Source organism: Agarivorans sp. D1326, from assembly GCF_056958115.1.
In genome coordinates this window covers 129,249-147,409 of sequence record NZ_JBTWEN010000004.1, presented here as the reverse complement: position 1 = coordinate 147,409, position 18,161 = coordinate 129,249, and the positions used below count along the sequence as shown (strand labels likewise).

General features: G+C 44.5%; 17 protein-coding genes. 10 read left to right on the top strand and 7 right to left on the bottom strand.

Going from position 1 to position 18,161, the window contains the following annotated elements:
- Nucleotides 1-30: 30 nt before the first annotated feature.
- A complete protein-coding gene (locus ACYFDN_RS09415) occupies nt 31-1,452 on the bottom strand; it encodes a hypothetical protein (protein WP_483510849.1) in 1,422 nt (473 codons plus the stop codon).
- Nucleotides 1,453-1,639: 187 nt separating this feature from the next.
- On the opposite strand from ACYFDN_RS09415, the gene ACYFDN_RS09410 reads away from it, so the two are divergent.
- The 6 genes from ACYFDN_RS09410 (at nt 1,640) to deoD (ending at nt 7,656) form a co-directional block, all read left to right on the top strand.
- Nucleotides 1,640-1,810 carry a XapX domain-containing protein gene (locus ACYFDN_RS09410; protein WP_016401421.1) on the top strand — a complete coding sequence of 57 codons (171 nt, stop codon included), beginning with the start codon at nt 1,640-1,642 and terminating at the stop codon, nt 1,808-1,810.
- Nucleotides 1,811-2,186: 376 nt separating this feature from the next.
- Complete coding sequence (locus tag ACYFDN_RS09405; RefSeq protein WP_016401420.1) at nt 2,187-3,425, top strand: NupC/NupG family nucleoside CNT transporter; 1,239 nt, start codon at nt 2,187-2,189, stop codon at nt 3,423-3,425.
- Between the two features lie 100 nt (nt 3,426-3,525).
- Nucleotides 3,526-4,299 (top strand): deoxyribose-phosphate aldolase, encoded by a 774-nt coding sequence (gene deoC / locus ACYFDN_RS09400; RefSeq protein WP_483510848.1) that lies wholly within the window; start codon nt 3,526-3,528, stop codon nt 4,297-4,299.
- A gap of 31 nt (nt 4,300-4,330) precedes the next feature.
- Nucleotides 4,331-5,662 (top strand): thymidine phosphorylase, encoded by a 1,332-nt coding sequence (gene deoA / locus ACYFDN_RS09395; RefSeq protein WP_483510847.1) that lies wholly within the window; start codon nt 4,331-4,333, stop codon nt 5,660-5,662.
- Nucleotides 5,663-5,672: 10 nt separating this feature from the next.
- Entirely contained in the window at nt 5,673-6,893 is a 1,221-nt protein-coding gene (locus ACYFDN_RS09390) for a phosphopentomutase (protein ID WP_483510846.1), read from the top strand.
- Nucleotides 6,894-6,951: 58 nt separating this feature from the next.
- A complete protein-coding gene (gene deoD, locus ACYFDN_RS09385; protein WP_016401416.1) occupies nt 6,952-7,656 on the top strand; it encodes a purine-nucleoside phosphorylase in 705 nt (234 codons plus the stop codon).
- Here deoD and ACYFDN_RS09380 read toward each other — a convergent pair.
- Nucleotides 7,653-8,441 (bottom strand): YtjB family periplasmic protein, encoded by a 789-nt coding sequence (locus tag ACYFDN_RS09380; RefSeq protein WP_016401415.1) that lies wholly within the window; start codon nt 8,439-8,441, stop codon nt 7,653-7,655. The two genes, deoD and ACYFDN_RS09380, sit on opposite strands and share 4 nt — an antisense overlap.
- Before the next feature lie 10 nt (nt 8,442-8,451).
- On the opposite strand from ACYFDN_RS09380, the gene serB reads away from it, so the two are divergent.
- A complete protein-coding gene (gene serB, locus ACYFDN_RS09375; RefSeq protein WP_016401414.1) occupies nt 8,452-9,450 on the top strand; it encodes a phosphoserine phosphatase SerB in 999 nt (332 codons plus the stop codon).
- On the opposite strand, the gene ACYFDN_RS09370 is transcribed toward serB, so the two are convergent.
- The gene (locus ACYFDN_RS09370; RefSeq protein ID WP_483510845.1) at nt 9,439-11,838 is read right to left on the bottom strand and encodes a PilZ domain-containing protein; all 2,400 of its coding nucleotides are present in this window, start codon (nt 11,836-11,838) and stop codon (nt 9,439-9,441) included. The genes serB and ACYFDN_RS09370 overlap by 12 nt on opposite strands.
- A 157-nt stretch (nt 11,839-11,995) precedes the next feature.
- On the opposite strand from ACYFDN_RS09370, the gene radA reads away from it, so the two are divergent.
- Nucleotides 11,996-13,357: a DNA repair protein RadA gene (gene radA / locus ACYFDN_RS09365; protein WP_483510843.1), complete on the top strand. Its 1,362-nt coding sequence runs from the start codon at nt 11,996-11,998 to the stop codon at nt 13,355-13,357.
- Here the strand turns inward: radA and ACYFDN_RS09360 are convergent.
- Both ACYFDN_RS09360 and ACYFDN_RS09355 read right to left on the bottom strand, forming a co-directional pair.
- Nucleotides 13,354-13,734, bottom strand: coding sequence for a PilZ domain-containing protein (locus tag ACYFDN_RS09360; protein ID WP_016401411.1), 381 nt, complete (start codon nt 13,732-13,734; stop codon nt 13,354-13,356). The two genes, radA and ACYFDN_RS09360, sit on opposite strands and share 4 nt — an antisense overlap.
- A 65-nt stretch (nt 13,735-13,799) precedes the next feature.
- Nucleotides 13,800-14,537: a lysophospholipid acyltransferase family protein gene (locus ACYFDN_RS09355; protein WP_483510841.1), complete on the bottom strand. Its 738-nt coding sequence runs from the start codon at nt 14,535-14,537 to the stop codon at nt 13,800-13,802.
- A gap of 72 nt (nt 14,538-14,609) precedes the next feature.
- Here ACYFDN_RS09355 and ACYFDN_RS09350 point away from each other — a divergent pair, with 72 nt between their 5' ends.
- On the top strand, nt 14,610-15,347 hold the full coding sequence (locus tag ACYFDN_RS09350; RefSeq protein WP_483510840.1) for a type 1 glutamine amidotransferase: 738 nt from the start codon (nt 14,610-14,612) through the stop codon (nt 15,345-15,347).
- Between the two features lie 146 nt (nt 15,348-15,493).
- Here the strand turns inward: ACYFDN_RS09350 and ACYFDN_RS09345 are convergent, their stop codons facing one another.
- Together ACYFDN_RS09345 and ACYFDN_RS09340 are read right to left on the bottom strand one after the other, a co-directional pair.
- Nucleotides 15,494-17,149: a hypothetical protein gene (locus tag ACYFDN_RS09345; RefSeq protein WP_483510839.1), complete on the bottom strand. Its 1,656-nt coding sequence runs from the start codon at nt 17,147-17,149 to the stop codon at nt 15,494-15,496.
- A gap of 56 nt (nt 17,150-17,205) precedes the next feature.
- A complete protein-coding gene (locus ACYFDN_RS09340) occupies nt 17,206-17,433 on the bottom strand; it encodes a hypothetical protein (protein WP_483510838.1) in 228 nt (75 codons plus the stop codon).
- 235 nt (nt 17,434-17,668) lie between these two features.
- On the opposite strand from ACYFDN_RS09340, the gene ACYFDN_RS09335 reads away from it, so the two are divergent.
- Nucleotides 17,669-18,055 (top strand): hypothetical protein, encoded by a 387-nt coding sequence (locus tag ACYFDN_RS09335; RefSeq protein WP_483510837.1) that lies wholly within the window; start codon nt 17,669-17,671, stop codon nt 18,053-18,055.
- The last annotated feature ends 106 nt before the right edge of the window (nt 18,056-18,161 follow it).

Here is an 18,161-nt window from a genome sequence, read left to right as displayed (position 1 = left end):
ACTTAAGCTAGTTAGCTAGCCTACTCAGGTTTATGCCTTAAATTTGTCGATATGGTCGGCATTAACAGCGGCGACGGCTGCACTTACTAACGTGGTTCCACTTAGTGGTTGTTCACTAGCGCCTAGTCGCATGGCTGGAGTCTCACCGTTTTGGTCGGTGATGACGTAGTTAAATAGGGCGCGATTAATTTCAAATAAGGCGTCAACCGAGCTGGCACTTTTCAGCTGCTTCGACATGTTTTGCTCAAGGTGCACAAAGAAGTTCTGGCAAGCTTGCGGACGAGGTAAGTCGATGGGAGCGGGGACTTGCTGGCCTGAACTAATGCCACAAAACGCACCAAAAGGCGCTGGATACCAGCGGTCATTCCACCAACCTACTTTGTTACCTGCAGCGCCCATATCAGATTGAGTGCGAGGATGCTGATAGATGTAATACACGTCGGCAGATTTTTCACGTATTTGTTCAACACAGCTCATAAGGGCTGCTCCGCGGATACTGCTTTCGTGCTCAATATAGTGGTGAAAATGCTTAACTTGGTGGGTAAATCCGGATAAAAGTTGAAAGTGTGCGTAAGCACAAATTGCCGGTTGAATAATTTGAGTACCGCGCAGATGCGAGGTGGGACCGTAGTGTAAATCTTCAAAGTGATAACGGTTCAGAGTGAGCTGATAACGGCGCTTTAAAGCCTCTACAATGGGGCTATCTTGCAGTGCTGGTAGCCTAGTAGACGCTTGTTGCTGGTAGTAAACCGAATCATTAAGCTGCAATTGCGTTTGGTTATGGGTATGCAGTAATACGTAACCCGATTGCGCCTCGCTAGAGCACAGTGCCCAAACGCGCTTTTGCTCGGAAAACTCATGCACATTGCTTTCGGTATGAATCGCTAAAAACTTGCGTTTGAGAGCCATTACCTCTTGCTGGCGCGAATAAAACCGTAAACAGTGAAATAGGCGCTGTAGCAATTGGTAATAGATTTTTGGCGCGATGCTCAGCTGCTGCATTATTTTCTGTGGGCTGTGGCCTAAGCTTAGAGAATTGAATAGACGGCACAGTTGCTCATTGCCTTTCACGTGTACTTGGGTAAAGACGCTTTGGCATTTTCGGCATTGGTAACGTTGGCTATTAGCGCCGGTTTTTCCGTAGCGTTTAACGCCGGTGGTTGGGCCTAGGAAAAAGCCAGGTTCACAATTGCTGCAACCACAGGGTGCCTTGCTTAAGTGTAGCTTGGTGCGCTCTTCGACAATCAAGTTTACGCTGTGGCTGTCAACGAGAGGTGGGTAACTACCACACGCTTTGCAATGCAAAGCGGGATAACCCAATTGATGACTTTCGGCCAAATAGTCTGAGCTTTCGGTTAATCCAAAATTGGGACAGCGGCAGTTCTTACAGCAGTTAAACCGTTGTCTGTAAGCGAATTTTTGTTCTTTTTCAGGTTCAAGTGCTGCTGTCACTTTGTATTCCTTTTCAACATATTTAGTAACTAACTCTAGTTTGACTAATCTTTGACTATTATCCCGTGATCAGTCTCACGATTTTTAACAACTTAGAAACTTAAACTGCCAGCCATGAACTGAGGGGCAAAACAGCAATGACGCTGTGCCTTTAGCAAGTTCCCACGTATTTAAAGGACGAAAGAAAATGTACGAAGTTATTATTGCCTTAATTACTGGCGCGGTGGTTGGCGTGGTTTTTAGTGCTATTAAACTGCCACTACCTGCTCCACCGGTGCTATCGGGCATCATTGGTATTTTGGGTATCTATTTGGGAGGCATGGCCTACCAAAATGTCTTGGAACGTTTTTTTTCGTAACAAATTCGTTAAGCAACTTGGCTAATCGCTTAGGTATAAGATTTGATATTTCCTATAGTTTGCTTAGTAAGGTTGTGAATCGATAGTCGCCTTAGGAAGAAGTATGGCATAAACACATTTGGTAAGTAAGGTCTCTGAAACGGCTAATAAGTCGATTAGATTTGATCTAGTTATCATTTAGGCCAAAAACCCTAGGTATGATCGCCGGCAGTAGAATCCATTGCAGCTCAACCGGCATTAAGGTAGTTACCTGATCAGATAGTTGAATGTAATGGAATACTAAACAGACACGTTTTAGAAGGCTTCTTGTGCTGGTGGCAAGAAGATAGAAACGATGTAAGTTTCACAAAAAAATAATTAAACATTAGGGACACGTATGAACAGTACAGTAATGAGCTTGGTCGGCGTACTCGCGCTACTGGGGATTGCATTCTTGCTTTCCGATAACAAAAAACGAATTAACAAACGTACCGTTTTGGGAGCTTTTGCTATCCAAGCTGGATTTGGTGCCTTTGTACTTTACCTTCCATTTGGTCAAGACGTGCTAGCTGCTGTTTCAGGTGGTGTTCAATCGGTGATTGACAGTGCCCAGGCGGGTATTAACTTTTTGTTTGGTGGCTTAGGCACTGATGCAATGTTTGGTAACGGTGTTGGCTTTGTATTTGCCATTCGTGTATTGCCTATTATTGTATTCTTCTCTTCACTCATCGCGGTACTTTACTACCTTGGCATTATGCAGAAGATCATCTTGGTAATTGGTGGTGCTCTACAAAAAGCATTAGGCACTAGCCGCCCAGAGTCTATGTCTGCTACTGCCAATATTTTTGTTGGCCAAACCGAAGCGCCAATTGTGGTTAAACCTTTCATTCCAAAAATGAGCGAGTCTGAGTTATTTGCCATTATGGTTGGTGGTTTGGCTTCGGTTGCAGGTTCTGTATTAGCGGGTTACGCGGGTTTAGGTGTAGAGCTTAAGTACTTGATTGCTGCTTCATTTATGGCAGCACCTGGTGGCCTATTGATGGCTAAAATCATCAAGCCTGAAACTAATGCTTCTGAGCAAGATATGGACGCTACTTTAGCCGAAGAAGATCGCCCAGCTAACGTTATCGACGCTGCTGCAAGTGGTGCTTCTACCGGTTTGCACTTAGCGCTTAACGTAGGTGCAATGCTACTTGCCTTCATTGGTTTGATTGCGTTGCTAAACGGCATGGTTGGTGGCATCGGTGGCTGGTTTGGTGTTGAAGGCCTAACCATTGAACTTATTTTAGGTTACATCTTCGCACCGGTTGCTTGGATTATTGGTGTGCCTTGGGCAGAAGCCATTCAAGCCGGTAGCTTTATTGGTCAAAAGCTTATCGTTAACGAATTTGTTGCTTACATTAACTTTGTTGATATTCGCGAAACACTGTCAGAGCACACTCAAGTAATTGTTACTTTTGCACTATGTGGTTTCGCTAACCTATCATCAATTGCAATTTTATTAGGTGGCTTAGGTAGCATGGCGCCATCACGCCGTGGTGACATTGCTCGCCTAGGTCTTAAAGCTGTAGCGGCTGCATCATTAGCTAACTTAATGAGTGCTGCACTTGCTGGTTTCTTCTTCAGCCTGCTATAAGCTATTAAGGCTTCTTGGCAATATGCCAAGAAGCCTCTATTTCAGTTCAATCTATTGCTGCTCTGGCATTAGGTTTAATCTTAAACTTTGAGGAATAGTTATGTCTCAGTCTCTTACTGCTGTGGCGCGTCAAGCCCTTTCTTTAATGGACCTCACTACTCTTAACGATGACGATACTCGCGAGAGTGTGGCGGCTTTATGTGCTCAAGCTAAATCGGCTCAAGGCCAAGTTGCGGCTATTTGTATTTATCCACGCTTCATTCCATTTGCTCGTAAGGTATTGGCCGAACACGATGCTAGTGATGTGAAAATTGCTACTGTGACTAACTTCCCTTTAGGTGAAGATGATGTGGACTTGGCTGTAGCTGAAACTAAGGCTGCTGTAGCCTATGGCGCAGACGAAGTAGACGTTGTATTCCCATGGCGCGCCTTAATGGCTGGCAATGAGCAAGTGGGTTTTGACCTAGTTAAAGCCTGTAAAGCTGCCTGTGGCGAGATAAAGCTAAAAGTGATTATTGAAAGTGGCGAATTAAACAGCCCTGAACTGATTGCTAAAGCCAGTGAGTTGTCGATTAAAGCGGGTGCAGATTTTATTAAAACTTCTACCGGTAAAGTGCCAGTAAATGCAACGCCAGAAGCGGCAGAAATCATGCTAAAAGCAATCGCAGAGTTTAACCCAGGTTGTGGCTTTAAAGCCGCAGGTGGAGTTAAAAGCGCCGAACAAGCGAAAATTTACCTAGATCTTGCAACTAAAACACTTGGCGACGATTGGTTAAGCCAAGCGCATTTCCGTTTTGGTGCATCAAGTTTATTGGCTGCATTGCAAGCCACTATATCAGGTGATGAGAACGCTCAAGCTGGCGCTGGTTATTAGTTAATTCTTCGATAAGAGTTAAGGAATGCTCATGTTGTTACCCCAAGAAATTATTCGACGTAAACGCGATGGCCAAGCGCTGTCGCTGGAAGAAATCCAGTTTATGGTTGACGGTATTACCAACGGCCAACTAAGTGATAGCCAAATTGGCGCATTTGCCATGGCGGTTTACTTCAACAGTATGAATGGTACCGAGGCTACCGCGCTTACCTGTGCAATGCGTGATTCAGGGCAAGTGCTCAACTGGGATCATCTTAATTTGCCTGGGCCTGTAGTGGATAAACATTCTACTGGTGGTGTGGGTGATTTAACGTCGTTACTCTTGGGGCCAATGGTAGCTGCATGTGGTGGCCATGTTCCAATGATTTCGGGGCGTGGATTAGGCCACACTGGCGGTACCTTAGACAAATTAGAAGCTATTCCTAATTACTCTATCAGCCCCACATCGCAGCAGTTTGAAAGCATTGTGAAGGATGTGGGTATTGCGATTATTGGCCAAACCGGTGAGTTGGCTCCGGCCGACAAACGCTTATATGGCATTCGTGATGTGACCGCCACGGTAGAGTCTATTCCCTTAATTACAGCTTCTATCTTGAGCAAAAAACTTGCCTCGGGCCTAGAAGCATTAGTGATGGATGTAAAAGCTGGCAGTGGCGCATTTATGCCTAACTTTGCTCAGTCGAAAGCCTTGGCCGAAAGCATTGTAGAAGTGGCTAATGCTGCCGGTGTTAAATGCTGTGCCTTGCTAACAGATATGAACCAGCCTCTAGCGCCCAGCGCAGGTAACGCGGTGGAAATTGCTGAGACCTTACGTTATTTAAAAGGCGATACTTCAGCACATCGCTTACATCAGGTGACCAAGGCTTTAGCTAGTGAAATGTTGCTATCTAGTGGTTTAGCCAGCTCTCAACAAGAGGCCGAGGATAAACTTGCCGCTAGCATTAGCTCTGGTGCAGCTTTAGAGCGTTTTGCCAAAATGGTGAGTGCTTTAGGTGGGCCTAGTGATTTTGTTGAGCGTAGCGAACATTACCTGCCTCAAGCTAAGGTTGTGAAGCCAGTAGCTGCAAAACAAAGTGGCATGGTTAAGCAACTAGATTGCCGAGAGTTGGGCATGGCGGTAGTAGGCTTAGGTGGCGGCAGAAGTGTGCCGGGAGCCGCCATTGATCACAGCGTAGGCATTAGTGAACTAGTAGAGTTAGGCGATGTGGTAGACAAGGGACAAAACTTGTTGATGCTGCATGCCAACGACGAAGACGCTTGGCAAGCGGCAGCAAAACAAATTCAACAGGCGATAAAACTCGACGAACCTAGCTCAGCGCAGGCCGATGTAGACCCTGTTTATCAGCGTATTGGTCCTTGTTAAGGAGACCCCTATGAAACGTGCAATTATATTAATGCTAGATTCCTTTGGTATTGGTGCCAGTGATGATGCCGAAAAGTTTGGCGATCAAGGTGCTAATACCATGCTGCACATTGCCGAGCAATGTGCTCAAGGAAATGCCGATAAAGGCCGTAGTGGCCCGTTAACAATTCCTAATCTAAATCGATTAGGTTTAGGCCATGCCTGCGGCGAAAGTGGTGGAGTATTTCCGCCAGGATTAGACGCTCAGGTTCAGCCTATTGGCAACTATGGTTATGCCGCCGAAATGTCTAGCGGTAAAGACACGCCAAGTGGTCACTGGGAAATTGCTGGCGTACCAGTATTGTTTGATTGGGGCTACTTTAGCGAGCCTGAAAATAGCTTCCCGCAAAGCTTGCTTGACGAGTTAGTTAAGCGTGCTGATTTACCGGGCTACCTTGGTAATTGCCATGCTTCAGGCACCGAAGTGCTGGAGCGTTTGGGTGAAGAACATATGGCTAGCGGTAAGCCGATTTTTTACACCTCTGCCGACAGCGTATTTCAAATCGCCGCCCATGAAGAAACATTTGGTTTAGAGCGTTTGCTCAAGCTGTGTGAAATTGCTCGTGAGCTAGTGGACCCTTACAACATTGGCCGGGTGATTGCGCGTCCATTTGTGGGCAGCAGCGCAAAAGAGTTTGCCCGCACTGGTAACCGCAGAGATTTATCGGTATTACCGCCTGCGCCCACCTTGTTAGACCGCATGGCAGAAGCTGGCGGTGAGGTAGTGAGCATTGGTAAAATTGCCGATATTTATGCCCAGCAAGGTATTACTCGCAAGGTAAAGGCTACCGGCCTAGAAGGCTTGTTTGATTTAACTTTGAGTGAAATGGATCGCCAAGTAGACAACAGCATCATCTTCACTAACTTTGTCGATTTTGACTCAGCATATGGGCATCGTCGTGATGTACCAGGTTATGCTGCTGCACTGGAATACTTCGATAAACGTTTACCTGAATTGCTGGATAAGCTTAGCGAGGACGATATCGTGATTCTTACCGCAGACCACGGTTGTGACCCAACCTGGCCGGGCAGTGATCATACTCGTGAACATATTCCTGTCATTTTCTACGGCAAAAATTTACCCGCTAAAAATGTTGGTAAACGCGATACCTTTGCCGACATTGGCCAAACCATCGCCGATTACATGAAACTGCCTGCTTTAGAGTACGGCACTAGCTTTTTACAAGAATAACAATGACGAGCAGCAGCAAGTAGCTAGCTGCTTGGAACAAACTTAATTAGGAGACTATATGGCAACCCCACATATCAATGCAGCACCAGGTGATTTTGCAGAAACCGTATTAATGCCGGGCGATCCCTTGCGTGCAAAACACATTGCAGAGACATTTTTAGAAGACGTAGTTGAAGTAACTGGTGTACGTAACATGCTAGGTTACACCGGTACTTATAAAGGTAAGCGTGTATCGGTAATGGGTTCAGGCATGGGTATTCCAAGCTGTTCTATTTATGCCCATGAGCTTTACACTCAATACGGTGTTGAGAACATTATCCGTGTAGGTAGTGCCGGTGCTGTAAGCAACGACATCAAATTACGCGATGTAGTGATTGCAATGGGCGCCTGTACCGACTCAAAAGTAAACCGTAGCCGTTTTAAAGGCCACGACTTTGCCGCTATTGCTAATTATGACTTGTTACGTGCAGCGGTAGATAGCGCTAAAGCACAAGGCATTGACGCTAAAGTAGGTAACATCTTCTCAGCCGATCTTTTCTATTCGCCAGAGCCCGATATGTTCGATGTAATGGAAAAACACAATGTTTATGCGGTAGAAATGGAAGCTGCAGGCTTATACGGCGTAGCCGCTGAGTGTGGTAAAGCGGCTTTGTGTGTTGTAACCATTTCTGACCATATTCGCAGTGGTGAGCAAACTACCGCAGAAGAGCGTCAAACTACCTTTAACGAGATGATCACTCTAACCCTAGAGTCGCTGCTTTAAGCTGGACTTTTATCTTTAGTGTTATCGCTTCTAGCAGCAATGTCTGCTAGAAGTTTCTTGGCCTTTTTCGCTTCTTTTCGCTCAGCCCGCTTATTGATATTAAACAGCGTGGCAAGGTGGCGTTTCCTCGATAATACCCGTGTTAACAAAAAACCAATGCTTATCGACATCAAAAACATAATCATGATTTTTGATTGGCCATTGGTGATGTAAGTATTCGCTTCGGCCAGCAGAGTTGTATGCTCTAGGGTAATACGTAAGTAGCCTAGGCTTTCACCTTGTTCACCTCTAATCTCTGCAATGTAAGGCCTACGACCTAAGCCCTCTAAGGGAGTATGGCTTTGACCTGCTAAAGGTAACAGCTGTGAAAGCGGTAAGGCTTGTTGCGATTCGGCTAAACGCAAACCTTGATGGTCATAGATGGTGGCATCCTTTACAAAATGTTCTTTGACTAAGGCATTAACCAATTCGCTCAGCTCAGCTTGGCTATTTTCACCAATATAACCCGCTGCATTTAAGGCTGCTAACGAGGTAAGAGAGCGAGCCAGTTTCTCGGTTTGATTTTCAATTAACTGCTCACCATTGTGCTTTAGGGTCACATAGTAATAAAGTACCCAAACACAACACGCAATGGCGAGAAGCAATTGGGTGAATTGAATAATTCGATAGCGTCTTACTGCAGATTTGGCCACACGAACCTCTTTTTTATGCTTAAAGCCATTGTAGGTGCTTGCCAAACCAAAAAGCAATACGCTATCTTGATGCGCCGCAATTTTTAGAAACAAGGATCTCGTTTTGCAATCTCCACATAGTCTTGAAAGCTTACCGCAATCTTTAAGCCAATGGTCTGTGGCTTTAAAGCAGTTTCCCTACCGGGTTTGTCCTGAACAAGGGCTGGTTGAAACTCGAGAAGCGTTAACCGGTGCCTATATCTTGGTTTGGGCCAAAGAACTACTGATTCCAGACTTTGCTGTATTGCGTCCCTTGGTTGATGAGTCAACTGCCTTGAACTTTTGCGGGCTAATGCCAGAAGCGGGCAACATTTGCGTATTGTTGCAAAGCCAAGCTGATAGCCAATGGTGCAAGGAGAAGCTGGCTGGGCTTGAGTTTAATTTTGATTTGGTGGTACTAGATCAGCTACCAGATTTAAGCCAACCAGGCGTAGTGTTGATGGATATGGATTCCACCACTATTCAAATTGAATGTATCGATGAGATTGCGGTATTGGCCGATATTGGCGAACAAGTGAGCGCTGTTACGGCAGCAGCAATGCGCGGGGAGCTAGACTTTGAACAAAGCCTACGTAGCCGAGTAGCGCTGTTAAAAGATGCGCCACAAAGCATCTTAAAGCAGGTAGCTGATAACATGCCGCTAATGCCTGGCTTGCAATGTTTAATTGACACCATCCACTCTGCTGGTTGGAAAGTAGCGATTGCCTCGGGCGGCTTTACTTATTTCGCTGAGCGTTTGCAGCAAGACTTAGGTTTTGACCACGTGCAAGCCAATGTTCTAGAAATTGAAAACGACACTTTAACTGGCCAAGTATTAGGTCCGGTGGTTGATGCTCAGGCAAAAGCCGATATTTTGATGCAGCTTAAACAGCAGTATGCTGCCAGCCAAACTATGGCGATTGGTGATGGAGCAAACGATCTAAAAATGCTAGCAGCGGCCGATTTTGGGGTAGCCATTCATGCTAAGCCTCTGGTGCAGCAACAAGCGCAGATGTCGATTAAACACAGTGATTTAGACGGCGCGGCGTGTATTCTTCGCGCCGCTAAAATGCTAGCTGCTTAGTTTTAAAGGCTGGGGTGCAGTGCTTAAGTTAAAGCGCTGCATCAACTCTTCGGTTACATCCGTCACTTCTATTACCCCTGCAACACTCCACAGCTCGTCTTCTAACTGCTTAGCGCGGTGAATCGCATAATGGCTAATGTAATCGAGTTCGCGTTGAATATATTCGGTATCTGGTCGGCCAACCCGTGATAACTGCAGGTTAAAGGCATGCACCTTGCCTCGACCCAAGCTTAAGCTAACAAACTCACGCAACTGCTGAACAGAATTAAAATTGCTGCTGCAACGTACCGATAATAACTTGTCGTTCTTTCTAGCCGTTACGGTGATCACTTCAATGTGTTCTGGGTTATCGCTAGGCGCATGACTACGCAATTGAGTGGCGAGAAATGACGCGAGGTTTTCGCTGGCTAGAAACTTACTTAAGTCGGCCGTATGGGCACTACTATCAATGTTTAACCAGTTATCGCTCGCTTGAGCGAAAGTACCGTAATTCACACACTTAACCTCTAAAGCGCCAGGCACTTTATGGATGAACATGGCACGGCAAAATAGTGGCGCACAGAATATTTGTCGTAGTGCATCGGATAAACCTGCAATGGCTTTGCCTTCGGGAAGCGTTGGTAACTTATCTAAGTTGTTGTCGATAAGTTGTTTGAAAAAGGCACTGCCTTGGTGTTGTTGGCCTTTTACTTCGATGACTTTTAAGTTGTAAATGGTGTGGCTGTTATTACAGTTGGTGACCTCATAGGCTAAATGAGACAGCTCGAAACTCTTCACCAGTTTTTGAAACTGAGGTAGCGCCAAGTAGACGATGTCTCCAACGCTATATTCTAGTGGCGTTTCTACTTCTATTTTCATTCCGCTAATGGAAAAATCGCTGGTCCAGCCGGTTTCGTTGCTACCCTGATGTTCCACTTCTATTAAGGAGCGATATTGGTAGCGATTTTCTTTACGCAGCTGCAAATACTTGTAATTTACCTGCTCAAACTTGCTGATTGGTTGCTTGCTCTGGTTAAACAGCGACAACTTGTTGGGGTTACCGTCTAAGGGGTAATTTTGCTGGTAGCTTTCATCGATATGCTGGTTGGTTACATCACTTAACAAGCCAACCATACTTAATCCATCTAAAGCTTTGGCGACACGCTCTCGTTCAATTGGCGAATCTTTTTTGGGTAAAGGAGAGCTTACCTCTGCATCGCTGGCTTGTGCTGGTTGGTACTGAAACTTGAATACCTTCCAGCTGGGTTTACGGCAGCCAAAGGCGAAATAAAGATCGCGCAACTCTGGATGCTCGGCAAGCTCTTCGCTGCTGGCTGAGTAGAAAAATAAGCGATTGTTCGCAGTATGAGTAAAGCAATAGATCAGGCTTTCACCGCTGCTTAAGGCTTGGTAGCGCATCATCCTTGGTGGATGAAACAGTTGAGATAAATGACTGTGGTTAGTTTCATCGCGCCAATAAGAGAGCAGGTCGAGATTATTCTGCGTGGCTAAGGCATAACGCAGGCTTGCTGGCGTTTGGCCGCTAAAATACAAAGGCACGCTGCTTAAACGCGGCATTAAGTATTGTTCATAACCTTTGGTGATAACTGCTGCTGTAATGTTGTCTACGTCTACTTTGTAACGCCCGCGATAGGAGCGTAAAAAGTTTTTGAAGAAGTTATTAAACTCTTCGCTTGGGTCAACCACGATCATTCTTACCCATTGCTGCTGACCCTTGCGGTCGATTCCGACCACTTTATATTCGGTGCCAGCGCTTAATACGCGGTTTACAAACTCTTTTTCTAAGCCGGTGAAATATACGAAGTAATGTTCATCTACAGAGAACTCTCGCTGGCTATCGACCTTAGCACGCAGGCCAGATACCGACATGTTGGAGGTTTTAGCATCAAATAGCGCACCGTCTACACCCGCCATTCGCAGTGGTGCAGTGAGGTGCATGCGCTCTTCACTTCTGCCGATATAGTGGCCTAAACGCACGGCGCGAGCGATGATATTTTTGGGGCGCCGCGCAGCGGCTTCTTGCGGGCTAATATTTTTCTTCTGCATTACCTTGAAGTTGTTCTCGGTGGTTTGCAGTTTCTCGTATATGCCTAGTGTGTATTGCTGGTTATAGAGTTTGAGCTGTTGCTTAAATACCTTAATGGCGATGTCATCGAGGTAGTGGGTTTTACCTTGGTAGTGGAACTCTTGGCATTCGCCGTCTACTTTTCCTCGAAGATCTACCAATCGTTGGCAAGGTGCGGATAGACGATTCATTTCCATTTTGAGCAAGAAACTTTCATTATTAGGAAGGTCTTGAGTTGCGCGCTTAAATACTTGGTTAAAGTCGCTGCTTCCCAATATTGGTAGTAATCGTTCTATTAAGGCGTAGTGCTTGCTTTCCGACATGTTGCTGGGTATTAATCCTTAATCATTGGTTTTACTGTCAAAACTCTGTCTCAATCTTTACAATCTTCTAGATCAAAGCAAAGATTGTGCCTTGAGAGAGATTCAAGGCAAGTACTTTTAACACTATTTTAGCATTATGTGACCGCTTGGAGGGTTAATGGCAAAAGCGAAAACGGCCTATGTATGTAACGACTGTGGTGCCGATTTCCCTCGTTGGCAGGGACAATGTGGTGAATGTAAAGCGTGGAATACCATTAGCGAAGTACGTTTGAGTGCCGCGCCCTCACGCAATGATCGTTTCACCGGTTATGCCGGCAGTACCGCAGGAAAACTCCAAACCTTAGAGAGCATAGACCTTGCTGAGTTACCGCGGTTTTCCACCGGCTTTAAAGAATTTGACCGGGTTCTAGGTGGCGGTGTCGTGCCTGGTAGCGCCATTTTAATTGGTGGTAGCCCCGGCGCAGGTAAAAGTACTTTGTTGTTGCAAACCATGTGTGGCTTAGCGCAAACCATGGATACCTTATACGTAACGGGTGAGGAATCACTACAGCAAATCGCTTTGCGCGCGCAGCGCTTAGGTTTGCCTAAAGACAAGCTAAAGTTACTGGCCGAAACCAGCGTTGAGCAAATTGGCCAGGTGGCTTTAGAAGTTAAACCAAAGATGATGGTGATTGACTCTATTCAGGTTATGCACATGGCTGATATTCAATCAGCACCAGGTGGTGTTAGCCAAGTGCGAGAAAGTGCGGCTTGGTTAACTCGTTTTGCCAAGCAACATAATATAGCCATGTTTATGGTGGGCCATGTAACCAAGGACGGCTCGTTAGCTGGGCCTAAAGTTCTGGAGCACTGTATTGATTGTTCGATCATGCTAGAAGGTGATGCCGATGGCCGCTTTCGTACCTTGCGTGGTAACAAAAACCGTTTTGGTGCGATTAACGAGCTGGGTGTATTTGCTATGACCGAACAGGGCATGCGAGAAGTGTCTAACCCTTCGGCTATTTTCCTTTCGCGTGGACAAGAAGCCGCGCCTGGCTCGGTCGTGATGGTAGTGTGGGAAGGTACTCGTCCACTATTGGTCGAGATCCAAGCATTGGTTGATTACAGCCAAATGGCGAATCCTAGGCGAGTAGCTGTAGGCCTCGAGCAAAACCGTTTGGCGATGCTGCTTGCGGTAATGCATCGCCATGCTGGTGTACAAATGTCTGATCAAGACGTATTTACCAACGTGGTGGGTGGTGTACGGGTTGCTGAAACTGGCGCCGATTTAGCTTTATTGGTGGCCATGGTCTCTAGTTTTAGAAATCAAATATTGCCGCAAGAGTTGGTGGTATTTGGTGAAGTGGGCTTGTCGGGAGAGATACGCCCCGTAAGCAATGGCCAAGAACGTTTGAACGAAGCCGCCAAACACGGCTTTAAGCGAGCTATAGTGCCTTTGGGCAATCGACCTAAGCAAGCAATAGCAGGGCTTGAGGTGATTGCCGTAAGTAAGTTGGCTGAAGCTTTAGAAGCGGTTTAATCCGCTTCTTGCTGTTGGTCAACTAAGTGCTCTAACTCGCGATGCAATAAGTCGTCATCACCTAGGTTTAACTCAATTAGTCGTTTTAAGTGGCTGGCGCTTTCGATATCAATGTGCAAACAACGTAAACCGATTTGCTGATTGCGTGTGTGTTTTACTTCTACATCCATGGTGATGCTCAGTTCTTCTACTGCAACATCACTCAGGCTAAAACTTAAGGTTAGCTGAGTGAGCTCTTCGTCCCAGTCATTTGGCAAGGTCACCAAGGCACCTTGTAACGATAAATCCAACAGTTGGCATGACCAAGATTGCTCCCCATGGTTTAGGTAGGCGGGGCGGTCAAAAAGAACTCGCAAAAATTGGCGACGCTCGTGCATGTCAGGGTTCCTGTTTATTCGGGGTACTTTAGCCTAAGCCTAGCGTAAATAAGCAAATTTTGCAGCTAAGTCGATGGTGTTTGCGTTAAGGCTTTAGCGATTATCTGCTGAGTATGTGACGCCAAAGATTGTTCATCCAATTGTGCCACTTGCTGAGCAGATATAGCGGGTAGCACCTGAATATAAATAGGGTGATGGCCTGTAAGCTGTAAGCTTTTTTTAGGTAAGGCTTCGGCAGTGCCGTGAATAGCAATGGGCAATATCGCTACTTCTGCGTGTTTTGCTAAAGAAAATGCACCGAGTTTAAAAGGTTTTAGCTTGCCGTCGGCAGAGCGGCTTCCTTCAGGAAATAAATATACCGAGCTACCTTGTTTAAGGTGTTTCTCAGCTTGCTGGAGCATGGCTTTGATACTGTGTTTATCACCGCGTTTAAGTCCAATGTATTGATTAAGCCACATATTCCAACCAACAAATGGCACTTTAAACATCTCGATTTTTGAGACCCATTTAAAGGGAATGAAAAGGGCAAAGGACAACAGAATATCTAATCCAGATTGATGATTGGATACGATGACATAAGCTTGTTTTTTATCGATATGTTGCAAACCCAAACGCCGTACTTGCCAATGAGGCACTATGATTAAATACAGGCTAGCCCATGCGCAGGTGAAGTAGTGTAACCATAGTCGGCGTTTATCAAAGGCTGCTGTGAGCGCATAAATAATGCAGGCGATAAAGAAAAACAGTATCGAGCTGAGGGCAATAAAACTAAGAATAAGTAACGATAAAAGCTTGAGTAACACCTAGGCTCCTTATAGTTCTGGGGCAAAGACTGAGTTTTTATAGCTTATTAATCAGTATATTAAGTGGTAATTATGCAACTGTCACGTGAGCAACTAACTATTCTGTTAATTCAGATCCGCGATGATACCGATACCCGCATCGAGGAATTAGCCAGTTTTAGCCACTTTTGTGGCGTAGCGGTAGAGCAGTTTAGAATTCTCAATGTTTTTGATACGCCTGATTGTAGCGATTACGCCTTGCAGGGCATAGATGCGGTGTTGGTTGGAGGCTCCAGCGAAGCCAGTGTGCTTGACCCAGAAGGCTACCCTTTTGTAACAGCCATTCAGCAGTTACTGTTGCGCTGTATTGAACAACAGCTACCCACATTTGCTTCTTGTTTTGGTTTTCAACTTGCGGTGCTGGCTCTGGGTGGCAAGATTGTTCATCAATCGCGTGACTTTGAAATGGGCACCTTAGCTATCTCACTCAGCGAATACGCTCAAGAGGATGTATTGTTTGGTAGTTTGCCCAATCCTTTTATGGCGGTATCTGTTCATCGAGATAGTGCCTTAAGTCTACCTGAAGGCTGTGTTTCCTTAGCATTTACAAAACACTGTGTGCACGCGTTAAAAGTATCATCAGCACCTTTTTGGGCGAGCCAGTTTCACCCTGAGGTAAATCGCAGTATCTTAGTTCAACGTTTAAGCCAGTTTCGTGAGCATTACACTCAAGGGGATAATCATTTGCAGCAAGTGTTATCAGCCGCGCAAGAGACGCCTGATAGCAATGGTTTGTTAAAGGCATTCATAGATAAGGTGGTACTAGCTTGAAGTTTGCTAAGCAGCTATAGCGGGTATTTATCTCGCGATAACTGTACTGCTCAGCCTGCTGTTGATTTACTCGTAACGGCAAATTTATGGGTGTCCTACTTCTTTCTACTTCTTTCACCCTGTTTCCTTTTTTCTCCGGAGGGATATTAATTAGATGGTGAGTTTTCAATAAATACTGAGCTGCAGATTTCGTTATTTTTGACTTGAACTTCAAACGAAGCTGTCCGAAACTCTCGACAATCGTTTTCTATTAAGCTAGAGCTGCTCTCTAAGAACCCTTCATTAACCCAAGATGGAATTCTGTTATCTAATACAACTCTTGTATACAGTGGTATATTAAACCTAAACCCCCCCTCTTTTTGATGTGAATCTGTTCTGTGAAAGTAAACTAATCCAGTTCCTGAGGATAAATAGCTATTAAAATAATCTTTAATGTTTTTACTTGATTTATCAATGTGACCACTTAGAGATAAGTTTACATAGGCAGTTGCATAGTCGTAGACAGAACTACTAAATCGACATTTTTCTAACGAAAAATCAGAGCTATTGCTAAGGCAATTAGAAAATCTAGAAAGCTCAATTTCACCCGCTATAAATCGAATAGTCATTTCTTGTAGTTCTTTATCAGCGATTCTACCTATTTCATTACTCCCGATAAGTGAAAGCGCATTTTCATTGAGTGTTAGAGTGTCGAGGAAAACGTGAGGATTATAAGAGAATGACATGCTATTCAATAATGAGCTTTTCATTCTGAAAGCAGTGGATAGAATTGCTTTCATTTCCTTGTCTTTTGGTGAGGTAAGATCTCCCCCTTTAGATAAAACATCAATAACCTTCTCAGTAAGATTTCTAGTTACCTCCATTGACAAAAGGTGTAAGCTTTCTTTGTCAATAGATAAGGAAGCCTTGTAGAGAGACATTAGGTTTGCGAACCCTTTGAAAGAGAGCTCATAATCTATTTCAGAAAAATAAATGACTAACCCCCTTTCAATTTTAGTTTCTAGTAGAGTGTTATTAATAAACGGGCCGTAAGATAGTAAATTATTTCCTTCATAGATTAGATTGCTAGGTGATATTTTATTTTTCTTTACTGCTTCTAATATATCTCTTGTTTCTGAGAAAGAATGACGCTCGATACATTTTGGTGATGGTTTTTTTTCGCAGGTTTTTAATGTTTCTTCAGCTTTATTAATAATCTGGTTGATTTTTAGGTTGGTTAACTGTTTTCCGTATTTAGTATCGAAGGTTGCTTCTTTATTACTACCTGGGTTTTTAACTGATAGCATAGAATTAGATAAAATTAGGTTCGTCACACTTGACGTAAAGCTATTGTCAAAGCTTTCGTATATCGAGTTTAGTTCACTTTCTCCACAAAAAATAACGATGGAATTGTTATAAAGATGCCATAACTGCTCAAAGCTCTCGGTTTTATCTATGAATTCATCTTTAGTAATGGCGATATTAAAACTATTGCCATATGAGCACCGCTCTGTATCGGATACAAATATCTTCTGGCGTGGCTCATTTTGGGTAAAAAAATCTCTACTACCCTGCGATGCTCCCTTTGTTGTGGTGACTAAAAAATAAACAGTTAAAGCTAGAAAAATAAAACGATTTATAATCATTGACTTTTCTTCCCTGATGATCATATAAAAAATATTAGGACATCCATATAATTTTATTTTGATTAATAATAACCCTAAAACCAAGGCTTTTGGCTGCCTGTTGGTTTTTTTGAGGCGTAAAGCACCTAAAGGAACATGCAATAAGGTGGTTGGGCTTAAAAAGGCAAAAGCAGCCACAACTAAGCGCCAAATCGAGGTTAAGAGATAGGTCGGTAGATTTTATGCTGGCTAAACTAAGTATTGCAGAGTTGTAGCTTACTATGCGTGGCACACCAGCGCCTACCGGTTTGGCTAGCGTGTTGTTGCAGAAGCTTGGTTGAGCCGGCTGCGCTAATGAAGTGGCGGTTAAAGTCTTTCACTACACTTAGCCAGTCTTTCTGGTTAACGTGAACATTGTTATTAAAGCTTTCGATTGCTTGCTCGAACTCGTTGTCGTTACTTGGGTCTTTATAAACAGTCACTTTGTGTTGTAGTAGATTACCTACTGCATCATATTATTGGTAATCTACCGCTGTTTTTTGGCTCCACTGCCTGTGAGGATATATTATTTGGTTGTATCTTGGTTCTGCGCTTAAGTCAGCTTAGCGAGCATTACACTCAAGGGGATAATCATTTGCAGCAAGTGTTAACAGCCGCGCAAGAGACGCCTGATAGCAATGGTTTATTAAAGGCATTCATAGATAAGGTGGTACTAGCTTGAAGAAGCCCTTTTTAGCCATGGTGTTGTGGCCCGTGTTTACTGGCTTTGTAATGGCTAAACCAAACTTGGGAGGCTTTAAGCCTGAGCAAGTTTGCCAAGCCGCGATAGCCAGTTTACAAGGCGTGAACGTAAGAAAGGTTGATAATTACCGTAGTGCTCAGTCGCTCATGCAAATGCGAGTGAGGCACAATGGCCAAAGCCACAGCTACTATTGCCAGCTGGAAGGTGACCAAGTGTTATGGCGCAGGGCGCAAGATAGCCGGTGGCAAACCAGCACCACGGTACGCTTTCACTACAATAGCAGTGCTAAGCAGTTATTTATTAAGCACTATTTGGCCGCTGCACAGTTAGCGGAGTACCGTTACCGTGGCGAAGATTTTTAAAAGTAAGCTAATAAGCTCCTCGTGATTTAATAATTGATTACTGACTGGCTAGTTGTAAGTTTTGATAATGATCAAGATAACTAGTTAATGATGTTTTAGTTTTGTC